The following is a 19,957-nucleotide window of genomic DNA, read 5'->3' as shown; positions in this document are numbered from 1 at the left end:
GACCGCCGGGTGGGCGCAGCAACCTCTGTGGATCGCACTTTATGCCAGCCAAACACTCCCGCGTTTTCAATGGCTTGAAACGTTGCAAAAGCGCCCGCCCGAGGGGGCGGTCGGGCGCTGCGCGGCGGTGCCTGCGGCACCTTGATTCCGCGCATTGGTGCTGCAGTTGAACGGCAGCTTCAGGCCAACTCCGTTGTGTCTTTCCCGGTGGACCCGGCCCCGCCGCTCGCGTATGCCCGTCTCCAAACCCACCTGAACCGAGAGCGCGCCATGATCCCCACGGTCTATCTCATCCTCTTTCTCGCCATCCTCGCCGAAACCGCTGGCACCACCGCGCTTCAGGCGAGCCAGCAATTTACCCGCCCGCTGCCTTCGATCATCGTGGTCGTGGCCTATGCGCTCAGCTTTTATCTATTGGCGCTCACGCTCAAAACCATGCCGGTCGGCATTGTATATGCGATCTGGTCCGGGCTCGGTATCGTGTTCATCGCGGCGATTGGCTATGTGATCTTCGGCCAGAAGCTCGACCTGCCTGCGGTGCTTGGGACAGGCATGATCCTTGCCGGAATCGTGGTGATCCAGTTATTCTCGCGCTCAGCCCCGCACTAGAGCACCACCCAACGGGCAAAAAGGGTGGCAACACCGCCTGCTTGCCGCTATTGCAGCGACCGAAGACCACATGAGGCCGCCCATGCGCGACACCATCACCGAACGCTGCGAGGCCAAGGGCCTGCGCATGACCGACCAGCGGCGCACCATTGCCTCGGTGCTGGAGGCCTCTGACGATCATCCCGATGTCGAGGAGCTTTACGGCCGGGCCTCGGGCGTCGATCCGCGCATCTCGATCGCCACGGTCTACCGCACCGTCAAGCTGTTCGAAGAGGCGGGCATCATCGACAAGCTGGAATTCGGCGACGGGCGCGCGCGCTACGAGGATGCCGAGCGCGACCACCACGACCACCTGATAGACATGAATTCCGGCGAGGTGATCGAATTTGTCGATCCCGAGATCGAGGCGTTGCAGGACAAGATCGCCGAAAAACTCGGCTATCGCCTGATCGGGCACCGGCTGGAGCTATATGGCGTGCCGCTGAAATCCGGCAAGTAGGCCCGGAAGATGGCACCCCAGCCCGCCAAACGCATCATGCGTCTTGCCATTGGCAGCGTCATCGTGGGCCTCGCCGTGCTGGCGCTCAAGGCCGTGGCGTGGCAACTGACCGGCTCGCTCGCGCTGATGTCGGATGCGCTCGAAAGCCTGGTGAACGTGGCCACGGCGCTGGCCGTCATCGTGGCGCTGCGGGTGGCGCGCCGGCCTGCGGATGACAATCACCCCTACGGCCACCACAAGGCCGAGTTCTTTTCGGCGGTGCTCGAAGGCGTGCTGATCGTCATCGCCGCGCTTTTCATTCTGCGCGAGGCCTATGCCGGGTTCCTGATCCCGCGTGCGCTCGATGCGCCGCTGACGGGCCTCGCGATCAACGCCGGGGCGAGCCTGATCAACGGGGCCTGGGCGGTGATCCTGATCCGCAACGGGCGCCGCCACCGCTCGCCCGCGCTGGTGGCGGACGGGCGGCACCTGATGACCGATGTGGTCTCTTCGGTGGGGGTGCTGATCGGCGTGGTGCTGGCCTTTGCCACCGGCTGGTGGCTGCTCGATCCGATCATGGCGGCGCTGGTAGCGCTCAACATCCTGTGGTCGGGCTGGGTGGTGATCAAGGGATCGTTGAGCGGGCTGATGGACGAGGCCGTCTCGGACACGGAACTGGCCACCATCCGCCGCGTGATCGCGCAGGCCGCGAGCGATGACGCCGCGCTTGAGGCGCATGACCTGCGCACCCGCCACGCGGGTCAGGTCACCTTCATCGACTTTCACCTCGTGATGCCCGGCGAGACCACCGTCGAGGCCGCGCATGACCTCTGCGACCGGATCGAGGCGGCGCTGATGGAGGCGCTGCCCGAGGCCCGCGTCACCATCCATGTCGAGCCCGAGCACAAGGCCAAGCATAGCGGCATTGTCGTGCTGTCATAGCTCTGCCGCTTTCTTGTGCAGTTGTCCTGCGCTAACAGGGTCAGGCACCCTGACACGAAAGCCCCCTGACATGGAAAACCTGCGCGGCAGTATCCTGATGGTCCTCGCGATGGCCGGTTTCGCGCTGGAGGACATGTTCATCAAGCGGCTGGCCGATGCGCTGCCGGTGGGGCAGATCGTCATTTTTCTCGGCTTCGGCGGCGCGCTCATTTTCGGGGCGATCACCATGAGCCAAGGCCGCAGGCTCTGGTCGCGCGACCTGCTGTCGCGCCCGGTGCTCTTGCGCAATTTCGGCGAGATTGTCGGCACATTGGGCTTTGTCACCGCCATTGCGCTCACGCCCTTGTCCTCGGCCTCGGCGATCCTTCAGGCCACGCCGCTGGCGGTCACGCTCGGCGCGGCGCTCTTTTTGGGCGAGGCCGTGGGCTGGCGGCGGTGGAGCGCCATTCTGGTGGGGTTCATGGGCGTGCTGATGGTGATCCGCCCGGGGCTGGAAGGGTTCGAGCCTGCCTCGCTCTTTGCCGTGCAGGGCGTGATCGGTCTGGCGATCCGCGATCTGGCCACCCGCGCGGTGCCGCGCAGTATCTCGTCGATGCAGCTTTCGACCTATGCCTTTGCCACGCTGGTGCCCACCGGGCTGATCCTGCTGGCCTTCAGCGGCACGCCTGCCGTGCCCTCGGGGCTCAACTGGCGCGATCTGGTGCTGGCGCTCCTTTGCGGGGTGGCGGCCTATTACGCCATCGTCGCGGCGATGCGGCTGGGTGATGTCGCGGTAATCACGCCGTTCCGCTACTCGCGGCTGATCTTCGCGCTGATCATCGGGGTGACGCTCTTTGACGAGCGCCCGGATATCTGGACGCTGACCGGGGCCGCGATCATCATCGCCTCGGGTATCTACACCTTCTGGCGCGAGCGGCGGCTGGCGCGGCGCGGTGCTACCCCCTCGGCTCCGATCTCGCCGCGCAGGTAGGTGGGCGGGCGCAGGGTGGCCCGCGCGGCTTTCGGGAAATCCGAAACCGGGCTTCGGCGCCTGAAAAAACCGTTGCAGCAGTCCTGCAAAGCCCTTGCCGAACACCGCGTCGCCGCCCATCCATAAGGGTGAAGGAGATCGCGCCATGCCCATGACCCATTTGAAGACCGCTCCGGGGGAGCCGCCCAAGACAGCGAGCGATGTGGCGGACACCGTGCAGATCATGCTTGCGCGCTTGCGCTCGGGCGGGGCGCAGGTGGCGCTTGAATATGCTAGGCAACTCGACGGCTGGCAGGGGGCTATTGCCGTCCCCCGCGCGGAGATAGACGCGGCCTGCGCCCGCGTGCCTCAGGCGCTCAAGGATGACATTGGCTGGGCCCATGACAACATCTCGCGCTTTGCCGAGGCTCAACGGGCAACCGCGCAGGATATGGAAATCGAGCTGCGGCCGGGATTGCGCGCCGGGCAACGGCAGATTCCGTTGCAGGCGGCGGGCTGCTACGTGCCGGGGGGGCGCTATAGTCATATTGCCTCGGCGCTGATGTCCATCGCGACGGCGCGCGCGGCCGGGGTGCCTGACATCACCGCCTGTTCGCCCCCCAATGGCCGCGCGGGAATACCCGACGCCATGCTCTATGCGATGGATCTTGCCGGGGCGACGCGCATTCTGACCATAGGCGGGGTGCAGGGCATCGCGGCGATGGCGTTTGGTCTCTTTGGCGCGCCTGCTGCGGATATTCTGGTCGGACCGGGCAATGCCTATGTGGCGGAGGCCAAGCGGCAACTGTTCGGTCCTATAGGCATCGACATGTTTGCGGGGCCCACCGATAGCCTGATCCTGGCCGATGACAGCGCCGATCCTGAGACCGTCGCCGCCGATCTGGTGGGGCAGGCGGAGCATGGTGCGAATTCGCCGGTCTGGCTGGCCACCACGCACCGCCCGCTGGCCGCGATGGTGCTGGAGAGGGTGCCCGCCCTCATCGCCACCCTGCCGGAGCCCAATTGCACGGCAGCAGGTGCCGCGTGGCGCGATCTGGCCGAAGTGGTTTTGTGTGACACAGCCGAAGAGATGGCGCAGTATGCCGATACCAAGGCCGCCGAGCATCTCCATGTTCAGGCCCGCGATCTGCCGTGGTGGCGTGATCGCCTGCGCGCCTATGGCTCGCTCTTTCTGGGTGAGAACACGACCGTTGCCTTTGGAGACAAGGCGGCGGGGCCCAACCACGTCTTGCCCACCTCCGGCGCTGCGCGCTATACGGGGGGGCTCTCGGTGCACAAGTTTCTCAAGACCGTCACCTGGCAAGAGGTGGATGAGGGCGCGCTGCCGGATCTTGCGCGCGTCACCGCCAGCCTCAGCCGGGCCGAACGGATGGAGGGGCATGCCCGAACTGCGGATATCCGCCTCGGCACCATGCGCGGTGCCGCAACTTCGACGGGATGATGGGGCAAGATGAAAACGGTTGGTGTTCTGGGGGGCATGGGGCCGGAGGCGACGATCCTCCTGATGCAAAAGGTGATCCGGGCGGTGCCGGCACGCGATGATGCGGATCATGTGCCGTTGATCGTACACCAGAATCCGCAGGTGCCAAGCCGGATCAAGGCGTTGATCGACGGCGGAGGCGAGGACCCCGGACCAACCCTTGCGCGCATGGCGCGTGATCTGGAGGCGGCAGGCGCGGGGGCGCTCGCCATGCCGTGCAATACTGCACATCATTATGCGCCAGCCGTAGCGTCGGCTACCTCTCTACCGTTTCTCGACATGCTTGAGCTGACGGCGGCCTCGCTGGCTGATCGGGGCGCGCATCGTATCGGTATGCTCGCCTCGCCTGCGACGCGGCTGGCGCGGGTTTTTGAGGCGCCGTTTGCCAGACATGGTCTGACGCCGGTTTTCCTGCCCGATGACAGCGGTATTCTGGCCCTCATCCGCGCGGTCAAGGCGGGTGAGGCGGTGGCGGGGCTTGGGCCGCGTCTTGCGGATGAGGCGGGCGCGCTTGTTGGGCTGGGGGCCGATCATCTGCTGGTGGCCTGCACCGAGTTGTCACTGATGACCGATGCGCTGCCGGCGCAGGTGCCTCACACCGACAGTCTCGATTGCCTGACAGCGGCGATCGTGGGGTTTGCACGGGGGCAATGAAAAAGGGGCGCTGCCGCGCAAGCCCCTTGCGGTAAATGATGCACGTGAGAACACGCAGTCGGCTCGGAGCGCAGTGACCGCTTCGAGCCCTGACTGTCGATTGCGCTAGAAACGAACCCCGGCTTGGCTTGGCCTGGAGCGGACCTAAGAGCCAACCGCGCGAACAGCACCGAAGGTGCCGCGCGATCGCCGGGCCGTCCCGCGGCCTGGCGATTTGATGTGGCGTGCAACGTGTTGAGTTTAGAATGACTTGGCTGGGATAAAGTACCAGCCACAGCCGTTGCATCGCCAGTCCCCGGCCCTGCGACCGCGCGGCACCTTTTGGCGGGATGCAACGTCCGCTCAAGGCCGACCTTGATCCCCGCTTTCACCAAGAGCAACTTCGTCCCGCAAAGCCGACATTCATCGCATCCAGCTCCCGAAGATATCTTCGGAAGCTGGATCTGAGTTATCGTGTTGCGCTGAACGGCTCTGAGCTCCGCGCTGCATCATTCATTGCAAAGGGCTGGGCTGCTGCGCCCCTTGCTGAGCATCCTCTGCAGGGTGGCCTAGTTGCCGGACCCGTGGCCATGGCCCTCGCCGGGCTTTCGTGTGAGGTCGACCGGCACCTCCACGGTGATGTCGCCGGAGGTCTCGAAGGTGAGTGTCAGCGGGATGCTCTTGCCTGGCTCGAAGCCCTGGGTCAGGCCCATGAACATCACATGCGCGCCGCCGCGCTGCATGATCAGGGTTTCCCCCGCGCCGATGGCAAAACCGTCTTCGACATGCATCATTTTCATGACGCCGTTCTCTTCGAGATGCGTGTGAAGTTCGACTTTTTGAGCAGCCGGTGAAGAGACACCGACGAGGCGATCATCGGCGTCGCCGATGTTCTCGATCATCATGAAGGCCGCGCCGGTTTTTGCCACCGGGCTGGCGCTGCGGGCATAGGTGTCGAGAATGTGGATCTCCTGTGCGAGTGCCGGAGTGCCGAGGGCGGTGGCGGCGAGCGCCGCGAAAAGGCTGGATTTGAGGGACATTTGTCGCTCCTTCGATCTGTCTTGAAATTTACGGGTTCAGAGATCGGGCAGGACCGGAGGAGCACGTGCAACGCTCGCGGGCCGCATCAGAGCCGCGCGGTGCGGCGCGGTCGGGACGGCGTCGGCGCGGCGGGCCTGCCGCTGCCAGATCAAGGGCAGGTCGGGCTCTGTGAAAAGGACGGCAAAGCCCGGCAAGCATTCGGGGCAGACATGCGGCATTGCCAGAGGTTGACCGTGGCGATCAACAGGCACGGCCGTCGGGCCGGTCCCGGTACACAGAACGATTTGGCCCACCGGCTGCTCGACGCCGCGCGCGACCGCGAGGCTCTGACTGGTCAGGGCCATCAGCAGGCAGAGCCCGAGGGCCAATATGGGGCTTGGGCGGGTCATGTGGGGGAGGTATATGCGCTTGGTCCTGTCATCGGCAAGCGACAAAAGGAAACAGCCCCGCCGCAAGGGGCAGGGCTGCTGTAAATTTCAAACGCGCGTGGTTCAGGCGGTCGCGGCCTGTGCCTTGGCGATCTCTTTTTTCACCTTGAGGGCCGACGGCGACAGTTCGTCGTCCTTGGCCTTGGCGAGAAACGCGTCGAGCCCGCCGCGGTGATCGACACTGCGCAGCGCATGGGCCGAAATCCGCAGCTTGATGCCACGGTTCAGCGTCTCGGACTGAAGCGTCACATCGTTGAGGTTCGGCAGATACCGACGCTTGGTCTTGTTGTTGGCGTGGCTGGAGTTGTTGCCAACCATCGGCCCTTTTCCGGTCAGTTCGCAGCGGCGCGACATGGGGTCATCCTCGTTCTTGTTGAGGGCGCGTGCTGGCCCTTCTTAACACAAACGGGCACCGCCGCCGGCAGCGCCCTGAATTCCGTCTGGGGTCTTTAGGCGCAATGTGTGGGGGCGTCAAGGGATTCGCCGTCGATTTTGGCGCGGGTATGAACCGGCGCGCGTGGCCCCACCTGTTTGCCTGACATCGCACAGGGTTGGGGCGCTACACCAGAGCCGCGTGACAGGGCAAGATCGCCGATGCACCGCGCAGGATGCAAGACGAGTCCGATTTGAGCCCGGCTTTGTCCGAAATCGCCATTACAACAGCCATGGTTTTTGACGAGGTTGGAGGAAAGGAGTCGGATCTCATGCGCTATTCAGGATTCAAGGTCATCAAAGAGGCTCTCACCGGGCACCGCGGCTGGGGCCCGGCATGGCGCGACGCCGCGCCGCGCGGGAGCTATGATTATGTCATCATCGGCGGTGGCGGGCACGGTCTTGCCACCGCCTATTATCTCGCCAAGGAATTCGGTCAGGCCCGCATTGCGGTACTGGAGAAGGGGTGGATCGGGGGCGGCAACGTGGGCCGCAACACGACGATCATTCGCTCGAATTACCTGCTTGATGGCAACGAGCCGTTTTACGAATTCTCGCTCAAGCTCTGGGAGGGTCTGGAGCAGGACCTGAACTACAACGCGATGGTCAGCCAGCGCGGTATTCTCAACCTGATACATTCCGACGCGCAGCGGGATGCGTTCGTCCGGCGCGGCAATGCGATGATGCTCAACGGGGCCGATGCGGATCTGCTGACCGCTGAACAGATCGTCGCGCGCTATCCGTTCCTGAACGTGAACGACGCGCGCTTTCCGATCAAGGGTGGGCTTGCCCAGCATCGCGGTGGCACCGTGCGCCATGACGCCGTGGCGTGGGGCTATGCCCGCGCCGCTGATCAGCGCGGTGTGGATATCATCCAGAATTGCGAGGTCACGGGATTTCGCATCGAGGAGGGGCGCTGCACCGGCGTCGAGACATCGCGCGGCTTTATCGGGGCGCGCAAGGTCGGCGCCTGCGTGGCAGGCTCGTCGTCGCGGCTGATGGCCAAGGCCGACATGCGCCTGCCCATCGAGAGCCATGTGCTTCAGGCGTTCGTGTCGGAGGGGCTGAAGCCGGTGTTGCCCGGTGTCATCACCTTTGGTGCGGGGCATTTCTATTGCAGCCAGTCCGACAAGGGCGGGCTGGTCTTTGGCGGCGATATCGACGGGTACAATTCCTATGCGCAACGCGGCAACCTGCCGGTGGTCGAGGATGTCTGCGAAGGCGGCATGGCGATATTCCCGATGCTGGGGCGTGCGCGCCTGCTGCGCATGTGGGGCGGCATCATGGACATGAGCATGGACGGCTCGCCGATCATCGACCGGACCCATATCGACGGGCTCTATTTCAACGGCGGCTGGTGCTATGGCGGGTTCAAGGCGACGCCTGCCTCGGGCTTTGCCTATGCGCATCTTCTGGCCACGGACCGGCCCCACCCGACCGCCACGGCCTATCGCTTCGACCGTTTCGCCAAGGGGCGGATGATCGACGAAAAGGGCATGGGCAACCAGCCCAACCTGCATTGAGAAAGGAGCGCGTGCCATGCTGATCAACCATCCGCTGCTCGGCCCCCGCGACGCCAGCGAATTCATCTACAAGGGCGACGCCGCCCTGATCCACCGGCCCGACCCGACCGCGCCCGATGCGCAGGAGGTTTTCATCGACTACGGCTACCTGCGTGACAACCCGGCGGGCGCGCATCGCGAGTTGTGGTTCCACGAACAGGGCGACCGATCATGGCTGGTGGTCACGCGCGACACGGTGACCCATGAAATCACCGAAGTGGAACTGGCCCGTGACGTGGCTCGCAGGGAAGGACGCTCCAAATGAGCCAGGTGAATCGTTTGAACGGCGGGTTGATCGACCAGAGCCGCAGCATTTCGTTCCGCTTTGACGACCGCTGGATGAAGGGACATCCGGGGGACACGCTCGCCTCGGCGCTGTTGGCGAACGGCGTGCGCCTGATGGGGCGCTCGTTCAAGTATCATCGCCCGCGCGGCCCGCTCACGGCGGGCTCGGAAGAGCCCAATGCGATTGTCGAGCTGCGTGACGGCGCGCGGCAGGAGCCCAATACCCGCGCCACAACGGCAGAGCTGTTTGATGGTCTGACGGCGAGATCGCAGAACCGCTGGCCGTCACTGGCCTTTGACGCGCTGTCGATCAATGACCGGCTGTCGAGCTTTTTCGCGGCCGGGTTCTATTACAAGACCTTCATGTGGCCCGCCGCGTTCTGGGAGAAGCTCTACGAGCCGATGATCCGCCGCGCGGCCGGTCTGGGCTCTTTGAGCCTGAAAGCCGATCCCGACAATTACGACAAGGGATACCTGCATTGTGATGTGCTGATCATCGGCGCGGGGCCTGCGGGGCTCGCGGCGGCGCTGACGGCGGGCGAGGCGGGGCTGTCTGTCATTCTGGCCGACGAGGACTCGCTGGCCGGTGGGCGGCTCAACGCCGAAAGCTTTGCCATGGGGCAGCAAGCGGGGCATGCCTGGGCCGCAGAAACCGCCGCGCGTCTGGCCGCGATGCCGAATGTGCGGCTGATGACGCGCACAACGGTGCTTGGTGCCTTCGATCACGGCATTTATGGCGCGCTCGAACGGGTCAGCGATCATCTTGCGGTGCCGGCCGAGGGCAAGCCGCGTCAGATCCTGTGGCGGATCTATTCGCGCCGCGCGATCCTTGCGGGCGGGGCCACGGAGCGGCCCATTGTCTTCGAGAACAACGACCGTCCCGGGATCATGTTGGCAAGCGCGATGCGGGCCTATGCCAATCGCTGGGCCGCGACCCCGGCCCAGGAGATTGCCGTTTTCACCAATAACGACGACGGCCATAGGACGGCGGCGGACCTGACCGCCAAGGGTGTCTTGGTCGCCGCCGTGATCGACACGCGCCCGGACGCGCCCAAGGGTCAGGGCTATGAGGTCATCGCCGGGGGCACGATCACCAACACCTCCGGGCGGCTTGGCCTTGCGCAGGTCGAGGTGACAGATGCCAAGGGCAACCGGCGTCAGATAAAATGTGGCGCGCTTGGTGTGTCGGGGGGCTGGAACCCGAATGTGAGCCTCACCTGCCATCAACGTGGCCGACCGGCATGGGATGTGGATATCCACGCCTTTGTTCCGGGTGGCACCTTGCCCGAGGGCATGGTGGTGGCAGGCGCGGCCAACGGGGTGTTTTCTACCCATGCCGCGCTGCATGCGGGGGCTGAGGCCGCCGTTGGCATCGCTGCGGATCTCGGGCATACCGCGCCGTCGCCCGATCTGCCCGAGGCCGAGGATGCGCCCGTGGCGATCACGCCATTCTGGCATGTGTCGGGGGCCAAGCGCGCCTGGGTGGACCAACAGAACGACGTCACCGCCAAGGACATCAAGCTGGCGCATCAGGAGAATTTCACCTCCGTGGAACATCTCAAGCGCTACACGACGCTTGGCATGGCCACCGATCAGGGCAAGACCTCGAACATGGCGGGCCTTGCCATCATGGCCGAGGTGGCGGGCAAGTCCATCCCCGAGGTGGGGACGACGATGTTCCGCCCGCCTTATACACCCACGGCGATCGGGGCCTTTGCCGGGCGCTCGCGGGGCACCGATTTCCGGCCCATCCGCAAGACCCCCAGCCATTTCTGGGCCGAAGAGCAGGGGGCTGAATTTGTCGAGGTGGGCATGTGGCTGCGCGCGCAGTGGTTTCCGCGCGCGGGCGAAACCCATTGGCGAGAGAGTGTTGACCGTGAAGTGCTGCAAACCCGCCGCTCTGTGGGGGTGTGCGACGTGACGACGCTTGGCAAGATCGACGTGCAGGGCTCGGATGCGGCCGAGTTTCTCAACGCGATCTATTGCAATGGATTTGCCAAGCTCGCCGTCGGGCGCACGCGCTATGGGCTGATGCTGCGCGAAGACGGGATTGCCATGGATGACGGCACCGCAGGGCGGTTGGCCGAGGATCATTTCGTCGTCACCACCACGACCGCCAACGCGGTGGGCGTGTATCGCCACATGGAGTTTGTGCGCCAGTGTCTCTACCCGGATATGGATGTGCAGCTCATTTCGACGACGGAGGCCTGGGCGCAGTTCGCGGTGGCCGGACCCCGATCGAGGGAGCTGTTGCGCAAGATCGTCGATCCGGAATTCGACATGACGAATGAGGGCTTCCCGTTTATGGCGTGCGGCGAGATCACCGTGTGCGGCGGGCTGCGCGCGCGGCTGTTTCGGATTTCGTTTTCCGGTGAGCTGGCCTACGAGATCGCGGTGCCGACCCGCTATGGCGACGCGATGATCCGTCGCTTGATGGAGGCGGGGCGCGAATTTGATGTTGTCCCCTATGGTACGGAGGCGCTCGGTGTCATGCGGATCGAAAAGGGGCATGCGGCGGGCAACGAGCTCAATGGCACCACGACCGCGCTCAACCTCGGGATGGATCGCATGGTCTCGACCAAGAAAGACTCGATTGGCGCGGTGCTCTCGCGGCGTGAGGGGCTGAACGAGCCTGATGCGCTGCGACTTGTGGGGCTGCGCCCGGTGAGCCCCGACAAGCCCGTACCCGCCGGCGCACATCTCATGACCAAAGGCAGCGCCGTCGATGCGGCCCATGATCAGGGCTATGTGACCTCGGCCTGCTACTCGCCCAATCTCGGACATCAGATCGGTCTCGCCTTTCTGAAATCGGGTCATGAGCGCATGGGTGAAATCCTGCGTCTCGTCTCGCCTCTGACCGGCATTGACCACGAGGTCGAGGTGGTCAGTGCCCATTTTGTCGATCCGGAAGGAGACCGTCTCCGTGCATGATCTTGTTGCAATCACCCCGCTAGGCGCAGTGCGCCCGAAAGTGGACAGCCATGGCCCCGTGACCCTGACCGAAGTGACCGACCGCGCCCTGGCCTCGGTGGCGGCGCGATTGGGCCATGAGGCTGAGACCGCAACCGCGCTGGAGCGTCTTCTCGGTGCCCCGGCACCGGGCCCGGCACGCCATGGCGGCAAGAGCCTGATGGCGTTCTGGATGGGGCCGGAGCAGTGGATGGTCGAGGCGTCATTCGAGACCCACGAAGACCTTGCCCGGCAGATCGGGTCAGATCTCGGGGCGGCGGCGAGCGTGACCGAGCAGACCGACGCCTGGTGCCGGTTTGACCTGACAGGCGACGGGCTCGCCGATGTGTTCGAGCGGTTGACGACCGCGAATGTTCGTGCCTTCGAGGGCGGCGAGGCGCAGCGCGCGTCAGTCGATCACATGGGCTGTTTCGTGCTATGCCATGACGCGCGGCACATCTCGGTCCTGGGGCCACGGTCGTCTGCGGGATCGTTGCATCATGCGCTGCTGACGGCGATGCGGTCGGCGCATTAGAGAGCGGTGACGGTCTCGGGCTGAGCGCGCGCGCCGCCGCCGGTGTCAGACCGACGGCACCGGCAGATTGCCCTTGACCCGCGTCAGGTTGATCTTTTGCCGGTCGTCACGCGGTGCGATGCCGAACGCCTCGCGGTAGTGCCGCACGAAGACCTTGACGCTCGCATAGCCGACCGCCTCGGCGATCTCGGCCATGCTGTCGTTGGAATACATCACGATCTGGCGGGCCGCTTTCATCCGCATTGCACGGAAATAGCCGGTCGGGTTCTGGCCGGTGGCCCGCTTGAAGCTCCGTTCGAGGTGGCGCGGTGTGATATCCAGCAGCTCTGCAACCTCGGCCATGGAGATCGGGTCCTCCATGTTCCGGCCCATGAGGTCGATTGCGCGCGCGACGAGGGGCGGCAGATCGTCCGGTCCGGCGGCGTCGCCCAAGACAGGCACCATCTGCTGCACGCCGGCCTTGCGCATCATCGGGTGCTGGAACCAACATGCCACCTCTGTTGCGATGCCCGCGCCGAGCGCGGTCTCGACCATGTGGAGCGCCAGATCGAACGCCGCCGCCGCACCAGAGGCGGTCACGCAGCGCGGTGTGATCTCGATCACCTGATCCGAGGCGGCAACATCCGGAAACTCTGCCTGAAACGCGGTCTCGTAGCACCAATGCACCGACAGCGCCTCATCACCCACAGCGCCGCTGCGCAGGAGGGGAAACACCCCGCCGCTGATCGCACCGAGCACGGTGCCATGTCGCGCAGCGCGGCGCAGATGCGCGGGCGAGCGGGTGTGCGAGAATGTGCTGGTCGGGGCGGCAAGCAAGAGCAGGTAGTCGAAGTCTTCCATCTCCTCGATGCTCTTGCTTGGCTCAAAGGCGATACCGGCGCTGGACATTACCCGATCGGCACTCTCTGCGACCAGATCCCATGCAAAGGTCTTGTGCCCCGATATTTCATTCGCGGCACGTAATGGCTCTATCACGGATGTCAGGCAGGACATCGGAAACCCCGGAAAGATCAGAAAGCCGATGCGGATCATACGCTGTGTCATGGAGGGTTGCCTCTTGCCCGGTTTTTCAGTGCCTTCACGTAACATTTTCCACTTGGCGAAAAGTTATGCAATATGGTCAAGCGGAGCCTGGAGATCACGGACTGCTTCGCGCTTGGTATTCTGGTATTTTGCGAGACACCGGATTAGAACTTGAAAGGATAACGATGAGCAGCACGGATGCGGCAAAAGTGGTCAAACTTACACAAGACCCCCACAAGCTGCGCGAAGAGCGCGAAAAAGTCCTCGAGGTGGCGATCGGGCGCGAGGTGCGCGCCTATCGCAAGCAGCAAAACATCACCGTGGCGGAATTGTCGAGCATGACCGACCTGTCCATCGGGATGCTCTCGAAGATAGAGAATGGCAACACCTCGCCGTCGCTGACCACGTTGCAGACGCTTGCCAATGCGCTCTCGGTGCCGTTGACCGCCTTTTTCAAGGAATACGAGGAGCGCCGCGAGGCGGTGCATACCAAAGCCGGAGAGGGTGTCGAGATTGATCGCGCCGGGACACGCGCCGGTCATCAGTACAATCTGCTCGGACATATCGGATCAAACAATAGCGGCGTGATCGTCGAGCCCTACCAGATCGAGCTCAATTCCGAATCCGATACCTTCAAGACCTTTCAGCATGACGGGATCGAGATGATTTACATGCTCGAAGGCGAGGTCGGCTACAGGCATGGCAACGATACCTATCATCTCAAGCCGGGTGATACGCTGTTTTTCGATGCGGACGCGCCGCACGGGCCGGATCAGCTTATCCGCTTTCCGGTCCGCTACCTCTCGATCATCAGTTACCCGCAAAGGAGCTGAGCCAAGGGCTTGCCGTCGGAGAGCCCGCGCGCGAGGGCGGCCGGGCACGCCGTGGCGGTCAAGTGTTTGCACAACCTGTGACAGATCTGAGTCATACCAAGGTCTGATGGCTTTGCGACCGCATTGTGCCAGGCTTCAATCCGAATGATGGTGTAAGTCTGGCGTGCGGGCCATCGTGTAAAAACGGCGCGCGACGCATATCGCGCGGTCTGTTTTGTGCGCCGGCGAACCGGTCCGTCTCGACGCCGGAAACAGGGAAAAACCGGTGTCTTGCGGCCTTTGGCGTCGTGCTGGCCGCCGTCAAGCCGTCAACCCGGCACCGATTGAAAATATATAAACTTCACGGGCTCTTGCAGCCATTCGAGGAAATGCACACTTGCCGACTCGGGGCTGATGAGAGGCCCCTGATGGAGCGTAACTGACGTGGACTATATATATATCCTTTGCGGACTGGTGGGCCTGTTGTTTGGTGGCGAGGCGCTGGTTCGGGGCAGCGTAGGCATTGCCCGGCGTCTCGCGATCTCGCCGCTTCTGATCGGCCTCACGGTGGTCGGGTTCGGCACCTCGACGCCCGAATTGCTGGTGTCTGTCGATGCGGCGTGGCGGGGCGTGCCGGATATCGCGCTTGGAAACGTCGTCGGCTCTAATATCGCGAACATCCTGCTTATTGCCGGTCTGACCGCATTGGTCTGGCCGATCAGGGTGACAGGAGCGACGCTGCGGCGCGATACTTGCGTCATGGTGCTGGCGGCAATTGCGCTGGTGCCGATATTCGCCACCGCACAGATGGGGCGGCTGTCGGGCGCTGTTCTGGTGACCGCCCTGGTGGGCTACCTTGTCTGGGCGTATCGCCAACCGGGCGATACCGTGGCACAGGATGTGGATGTGCCCGCGCCCGGCTCGGCCCTGGCGGCGATCCTGAGTGTGCTCGGCGGGCTTGTGGCGCTCATGCTCGGGGCGCGGTTTCTGGTCGATGGGGCGGTCGCCGTCGCCCGCGACCATGGCATATCCGAGGCGTTCATCGGCCTGACGATCGTGGCGGTTGGCACCTCCTTGCCCGAGCTTGCGACCTCGGTGATCTCGGCGTTGCGTCGACAGTCAGAAATTGCCATCGGCAATATTATCGGCTCCAACATCTTTAACATTCTCGGCATATTGGGTCTGACTGCGGTAATTTCACCGATCCCCGTTGCGTCGCGATTTTTGACGTTCGACCTGCCGGTCATGATTGCCGCGTCGCTCGTGCTGACGGTGCTGCTCTTGTCTCGGCCGGTTGTGGGACGTTGGTCCGGTCTCGCCATGTTCGCGGGTTACGTGGCCTATGTCTGGACGGCTCAGGGGTGACCTGCCGTTGCATGCCGGCATCCGTCCTGTCCGTCAGCAACCGCCGCTGCGCGGCCTTTGGAGTGCGATTGTCCTGATGGGTGGCATCGTGCCTGTAGACCAAGCGCAGGCCATGCACTAACCTGCCAGGCGGTTCACAGAGGTGGAATCAAACCAAGTCCCCCGATGGCAGAAATCGGGTCGCGCGCAGGCAAACCTTTAGCAAGAGAATGGTCATGGCTTCAATTCCTTCCGCAGATCGGCGCAAGCGCGCCGTGGTGCTGCGCCGCCTCGGACGTCATCGCGACGCCTGCGATCTTTGCGAGGAGCTGCACCGCGAGCAGCCGGACGACCCGACCTTCGCCTGTGATCTGGCGATCTGTTACAGGTTGCTTGGTGCCTCTGACCGGGCCGAGGACCTGGCGAGGGGCGTGCTGAACGACGTGCCCAACCATGCTGTGGCGCAAGGTCTGCTGATAGATATCGCCCTGGAGCGCGGTGACTTGGATCAGGCGCTGGCACGTGCCGATACGGCGCTGGTACAACACCCCGACGAGCCGAAGCTGCGGCGCAAGCGCGCCGCGGTGCTGCGCCGCTTCGGGCGTTATCGCGACGCCTGCGATCTTTGCGAGGAGCTGTATCGCGAGCAGCCGGACGACCCAAGCTATGCCTGTGATCTGGCGGTTTGTTACAGGTTGCTTGGTGCCTCTGACCGGGCCGAGGACCTGGCGAGGGGCGTGCTGAACGACGTGCCCAACCATGTTGCGGCGCAAGGCCTGCTGATAGATATCCCCCTGGAGCGCGGTGACGTGGATCAGGCGCTGGCACGTGCCGATGCGGCGCTGGTACGATGCCCCGACGAGCCGAAGCTGCGGCGCAAGCGTGCCGTGGTGTTGCGCCGCCTCGGGCGTCATCGCGACGCCTGTGATCTTTTCGAAGAACTGCACCGTGAACAGCCCGACGACCCGGCCTTCGCCTGTGATCTGGCGGTCAGCCTGAGGCAGCTTGGTGCATTTGACCGCGCCAAGGCTCTGGCCGCGCAAGTTCTTGCCACGCGCCCGGATTACTTGCCTGCGCGCAAGTGCCAGCTCCTGCTCGCAAAAGTCAGTGGAGAGCAGGATGCGGTAGCCCTGCCTCTGACGGAAACGCAAGGCTCTGACACCTCTGCCACCTCTGCGGCGAAAGGCGGGGGCGAGCCGATTGGCCGGTCCTGGTCGATCTCTCCCGAGGAACGGCTGCTGTTGATTGATCAGGCCAAGACGCTGGGCGATGACAGCCGAGCAAAGACCCTGCTGATCGAGGCCGGTGAGCGCCTTGACCTGCTCTCGGAAGATCAACTCACGCGGTTATTCCATATCGCGCAACGGCTTGAGAGTTTTGACCTTTTGGCGAAGGTCATTCGACATATCCGACACCTGCAATCCATCAAGCCGCGGCTTGCCTTGGCGGTTTTGCGTATCAGTCACAGTTCGGAACACGTCGAATTGTCGCAGGAATTGATTGATTGCCTTGCGGCGAAAATGGGCCCGGACCACGAGGTGATGTTCCGAGCGCAGGCCAAACTTTTGCTTGTGGGGCCGTTTGACGCGCTTGCCAGCCTGCGCTCTGCACGCCGACATCAGCGAAGTCCAAGAGAGGCGCAACTCATGGCGGTTTTGCTGTTGAGCAGCGCAAACTTCAGGCTGGCGATCAGGTATTTGCGCTTTTGCGTGCGAAGGTGGCCGCAAAACAGGACAATCAGGTCTCACCTTGTCAACGCTTATGCCAAGAGCGGGTTTCCGGAAACCGGGTCGGAGTGGTTGAAGTCGGTTGCATCAACGCTTGAACCGGAGGAGCTGGAAACTCATCAGCTTGCTTTGCTGATCGCAAAGGGGAAGTTTGCCGAGGCGCTGGACATTGTCGAGAGGCAAGTGCGGGCTGGCAAGAGAACCGAGGGCGAGCCTCTGCATCTTCGATTGCTGATTTTCCTTGGCCGCCATCGGGACGCGGAAAAGGCAACCAGGGTGCTCAAGCAGGATCCGGCCCGGAAGGCCAAGGTGGCGGCGCATTTCAATGCCAGTAAATTCGGCGCGCTGCTGACCGAACTGCGCCTGTACAAGGCATCTTCACCCTCCGAAAGCGGCGACGCGACAGCAACAGTTAATGACAACTACTTTGTGGGCCATGACATCGTTCAACGCACGCTTGAGGCAGCCCCCTTTCGTACATCGCCACGCAATGCGCAGCCGGTGCCCCATCGGATCGTTCAATATTGGAACCATCCCACGCCGCCCCCGGAAATCACCCAACTGATGAGCCGCTGGCAGGCGGTCGAGGGGTGGGAGTACGTTTTGCACAATAAACAAACCGCGAAGCGCTGGCTGCGCGAAACACTTGGCCCGCGTTATGCGCGGGCGTTTTCGCTTGCGCGTCATGTCGCGCAGGAAAGTGACTTTCTGCGGCTCTGCCTGTTGCTGCACGGCGGCGGTATCTATGCCGATGCCGACGATGTTCTTTTGGGCGATCCCAAAGGTCTTTTGACCGAAGGTGGCGGTCTTGTGGTGTTCGCCGAGCCTCAGGGCTCGCTCATGAACAACATAATTTGCGCCCCGCCGAGGCATCCTGCGATTGCGTTTGCCGTTCAGATGGCGGGCAGGGCGCTGTTGCTGGGGGACAATGAAAGTACGTGGTCCAAAACCGGGCCTGGCCTGCTGACCCGGGCGGTGGGGCGGCACATCAGCGAAAATCCCGCACAGGCTGAGCAAGACACCACTATTCTGCGAGATATTGTCTTGCGGCGCTATGTCAGCCCGCATTTCAAGCTGCCTTACAAGAGCACTGCGAAATACTGGAATTCGGACACTGTGAAATTGAGCGACGACAGCATCCTGTCGGCGCTTACCGAGTTTGCGCGGCATGGCCGCGAGAGCCGGCGCGAGGCCGATTCTTGCGCCTTGAACTGAGGGTTGAATCAGCCTTACAGCGTTTCGACTTTTCGTTGAAACAGTCGTAACGCTGTAGTTCATTGTTTTTGCGCAATTTCGAACCGAAAAAGTCTATCAACTTTTTCTGAAATTGCTTTAAGCGTTTCGAGAAGACCTGCTTTGCGTCATGCGAACGGAAAACGGCGCCGTCCATTGGACAGCGCCGTCTTGTTTGGGGCGAACTGCTTTAAGCGGCGACCGGTCTTGGTGCCAGGCGGGCGCGGATCTGATCGGGCACGAGCCGCTGTGCGGAAACCCGGGGCAGGTTCATCTCGGTGATGGTCCGGGCCTCGACCTCGTCACAGTTATCGAAGCCGTCGCGCCCGGCATAGTCGATGAAGCTTTCTGCCGCTACACCTTCGGCCATCAGCAGCTCATGCGCCTCGGTTTCGATGTGGTAGTAGGTAAAGCCCGGCAGCGGCATCTTGGCGACCTGATAGATCGTCGAGCCATTGACCAGCGTTCCGGCATTGTAGAGCACACCGTCGATTTCAATCGCATGATCGGGGCTGAGGCGCAGATCGCGCTTGGGCAGGCCATTGCCAAGAGCGCCGGCGGTAATGCAGATCGGGTTGACCTTGGCGGGGTGCATGAGGCGGGTGTCGACATCGAAATGTCCCAGCCACTTGACCGGCTGTGCCTCGCCCGAGGCGGTCAGCACCATATCGCCGGGTTGCAGGGTTTCCACATCGCGGGGCCCGTCGGGGGTGGCGATACGGGTGCCCGCCGTGAAGCAGTTTACCGTTGCGGTGAGGGAATTAATGATGAAAAAATCAAAATCGGTGCCGCCTGTCGGGGTGAAGGTCAGGTCGGATTGCGGGCCTGACAGCGTGTTCGCGCCGGACACCAGGGGCTGCCCGTTCACTGTCCAGCTGCCTCCAAGGTTTGTTACAGTGAACTGAATTGCGCCGTCAAAGCGTGTTTCACCCACACCGGTCACATCAAGGACAAAGATGTCATTGCTGGCGGCGTTGGTGCCAGCGCTTTCGACGGCGGTTAATTGTCCGCCGCCAATAGAATGCGCGTGCGAAGCGTCACCATTCTGCACAGTCCAGGTAAAGTTCACGCCGCCTTCCGAATAGGTCAGGGTATTCGTGCCGCCGCCTGCGGTACTGCCGACATGGGACGTGAAGGTTTGATCAAATGCGAAAGTGGCCATGTTCTATTTATTCCTGTAAGTGTTTGGCTATATTCTAGCACATCTCATATGCCAGAACATAGCCACTATTTTCGGATCAGTTGCGCGACGGGAATATGCCCTCTGTCACGACGCAGTATTGCAGGCCCAGAATCGGGTTCCGGATGTTGACCTGCTGGTTTCCACCCGTAGGGGCCGCGGTCGAGTCCACCGTCACGGCGACGCTTCCGGTTTCAAGGGCCTGGTTGGGCGCGCCGGTTGCCGAATAGGCGGACGCGCTGGCGGCCAGATGATCGCCCGCGTCGAACGTGCCGCTGCCACCGGGGCCGACAT

The 19,957-nt window shown here is 63.2% G+C and carries 18 protein-coding genes and 1 pseudogene; 13 read left to right on the top strand and 6 right to left on the bottom strand.

The annotated features are described in order from the left end of the window. Positions 1 to 273 precede the first annotated feature (273 nt). From Q0X85_RS12485 to Q0X85_RS12460, 6 genes are all read left to right on the top strand, one after another. The gene (locus Q0X85_RS12485) at positions 274 to 609 is read left to right on the top strand and encodes an SMR family transporter (protein ID WP_297772377.1); all 336 of its coding nucleotides are present in this window, start codon (positions 274 to 276) and stop codon (positions 607 to 609) included. A gap of 82 nt (positions 610 to 691) precedes the next feature. Continuing rightward, positions 692 to 1,108, top strand: coding sequence for a Fur family transcriptional regulator (locus Q0X85_RS12480; protein ID WP_297772375.1), 417 nt, complete (start codon positions 692 to 694; stop codon positions 1,106 to 1,108). Between the two features lie 9 nt (positions 1,109 to 1,117). Then, a complete protein-coding gene (locus Q0X85_RS12475) occupies positions 1,118 to 2,029 on the top strand; it encodes a cation diffusion facilitator family transporter (RefSeq protein WP_297772373.1) in 912 nt (303 codons plus the stop codon). 70 nt (positions 2,030 to 2,099) lie between these two features. Next, positions 2,100 to 2,999, top strand: a complete 900-nt coding sequence (locus tag Q0X85_RS12470; protein WP_297772371.1) for a DMT family transporter — start codon at positions 2,100 to 2,102, stop codon at positions 2,997 to 2,999. A gap of 145 nt (positions 3,000 to 3,144) precedes the next feature. Next, a complete protein-coding gene (gene hisD, locus Q0X85_RS12465; RefSeq protein ID WP_297772369.1) occupies positions 3,145 to 4,440 on the top strand; it encodes a histidinol dehydrogenase in 1,296 nt (431 codons plus the stop codon). 9 nt (positions 4,441 to 4,449) lie between these two features. Next, a complete protein-coding gene (locus tag Q0X85_RS12460; RefSeq protein ID WP_297772367.1) occupies positions 4,450 to 5,133 on the top strand; it encodes an amino acid racemase in 684 nt (227 codons plus the stop codon). A 548-nt stretch (positions 5,134 to 5,681) separates the two neighbouring features. Here the strand turns inward: Q0X85_RS12460 and Q0X85_RS12455 are convergent. From Q0X85_RS12455 to rpmB, 3 genes are all read right to left on the bottom strand, one after another. Further along, positions 5,682 to 6,152, bottom strand: a complete 471-nt coding sequence (locus Q0X85_RS12455; protein ID WP_297772365.1) for a copper chaperone PCu(A)C — start codon at positions 6,150 to 6,152, stop codon at positions 5,682 to 5,684. Between the two features lie 36 nt (positions 6,153 to 6,188). Next, positions 6,189 to 6,542, bottom strand: a complete 354-nt coding sequence (locus Q0X85_RS12450; RefSeq protein ID WP_297772364.1) for a hypothetical protein — start codon at positions 6,540 to 6,542, stop codon at positions 6,189 to 6,191. A 102-nt stretch (positions 6,543 to 6,644) separates the two neighbouring features. After that, entirely contained in the window at positions 6,645 to 6,935 is a 291-nt protein-coding gene (rpmB, locus tag Q0X85_RS12445) for a 50S ribosomal protein L28 (RefSeq protein WP_297772363.1), read from the bottom strand. Between the two features lie 350 nt (positions 6,936 to 7,285). Between rpmB and Q0X85_RS12440 the strand changes: the two genes are divergently transcribed. The 4 genes from Q0X85_RS12440 to Q0X85_RS12425 are packed head-to-tail and all read left to right on the top strand — an operon-like array spanning position 7,286 to position 12,344. After that, on the top strand, positions 7,286 to 8,536 hold the full coding sequence (locus Q0X85_RS12440; RefSeq protein ID WP_297772360.1) for a sarcosine oxidase subunit beta family protein: 1,251 nt from the start codon (positions 7,286 to 7,288) through the stop codon (positions 8,534 to 8,536). Positions 8,537 to 8,552: 16 nt separating this feature from the next. After that, positions 8,553 to 8,840: a sarcosine oxidase subunit delta gene (locus Q0X85_RS12435; protein WP_297772358.1), complete on the top strand. Its 288-nt coding sequence runs from the start codon at positions 8,553 to 8,555 to the stop codon at positions 8,838 to 8,840. Next, a complete protein-coding gene (locus Q0X85_RS12430; protein ID WP_297772356.1) occupies positions 8,837 to 11,791 on the top strand; it encodes a sarcosine oxidase subunit alpha family protein in 2,955 nt (984 codons plus the stop codon). Before Q0X85_RS12435 ends, Q0X85_RS12430 begins: the two co-directional genes overlap by 4 nt. After that, the gene (locus Q0X85_RS12425) at positions 11,784 to 12,344 is read left to right on the top strand and encodes a sarcosine oxidase subunit gamma (protein ID WP_297772354.1); all 561 of its coding nucleotides are present in this window, start codon (positions 11,784 to 11,786) and stop codon (positions 12,342 to 12,344) included. Before Q0X85_RS12430 ends, Q0X85_RS12425 begins: the two co-directional genes overlap by 8 nt. A gap of 45 nt (positions 12,345 to 12,389) precedes the next feature. Here Q0X85_RS12425 and Q0X85_RS12420 read toward each other — a convergent pair whose 3' ends face one another. Further along, positions 12,390 to 13,388, bottom strand: a complete 999-nt coding sequence (locus tag Q0X85_RS12420) for a helix-turn-helix domain-containing protein (protein WP_297772353.1) — start codon at positions 13,386 to 13,388, stop codon at positions 12,390 to 12,392. 164 nt (positions 13,389 to 13,552) lie between these two features. Between Q0X85_RS12420 and Q0X85_RS12415 the strand changes: the two genes are divergently transcribed. From Q0X85_RS12415 to Q0X85_RS12405, 3 genes are all read left to right on the top strand, one after another. Further along, on the top strand, positions 13,553 to 14,200 hold the full coding sequence (locus Q0X85_RS12415) for a helix-turn-helix domain-containing protein (protein WP_297772351.1): 648 nt from the start codon (positions 13,553 to 13,555) through the stop codon (positions 14,198 to 14,200). A 423-nt stretch (positions 14,201 to 14,623) separates the two neighbouring features. Continuing rightward, the gene (locus Q0X85_RS12410) at positions 14,624 to 15,544 is read left to right on the top strand and encodes a calcium/sodium antiporter (protein ID WP_297772349.1); all 921 of its coding nucleotides are present in this window, start codon (positions 14,624 to 14,626) and stop codon (positions 15,542 to 15,544) included. Positions 15,545 to 15,759: 215 nt separating this feature from the next. Next, positions 15,760 to 18,465: a tetratricopeptide repeat protein gene (locus Q0X85_RS12405; RefSeq protein ID WP_297772347.1), complete on the top strand. Its 2,706-nt coding sequence runs from the start codon at positions 15,760 to 15,762 to the stop codon at positions 18,463 to 18,465. Positions 18,466 to 18,673: 208 nt separating this feature from the next. Here Q0X85_RS12405 and Q0X85_RS12400 read toward each other — a convergent pair whose 3' ends face one another. Together Q0X85_RS12400 and Q0X85_RS12395 are read right to left on the bottom strand one after the other, a co-directional pair. Continuing rightward, positions 18,674 to 19,645 carry a Hint domain-containing protein gene (locus Q0X85_RS12400; RefSeq protein ID WP_297772345.1) on the bottom strand — a complete coding sequence of 324 codons (972 nt, stop codon included), beginning with the start codon at positions 19,643 to 19,645 and terminating at the stop codon, positions 18,674 to 18,676. Between the two features lie 76 nt (positions 19,646 to 19,721). Further along, positions 19,722 to 19,957, bottom strand: a pseudogene (locus Q0X85_RS12395) (hypothetical protein); the annotation flags it as partial.

Origin of the sequence: uncultured Roseovarius sp. (genome assembly GCF_947259555.1) — a bacterium.
Classification (GTDB): domain Bacteria; phylum Pseudomonadota; class Alphaproteobacteria; order Rhodobacterales; family Rhodobacteraceae; genus Roseovarius.
This window is presented reverse-complemented; position numbering and strand designations above follow the sequence as displayed.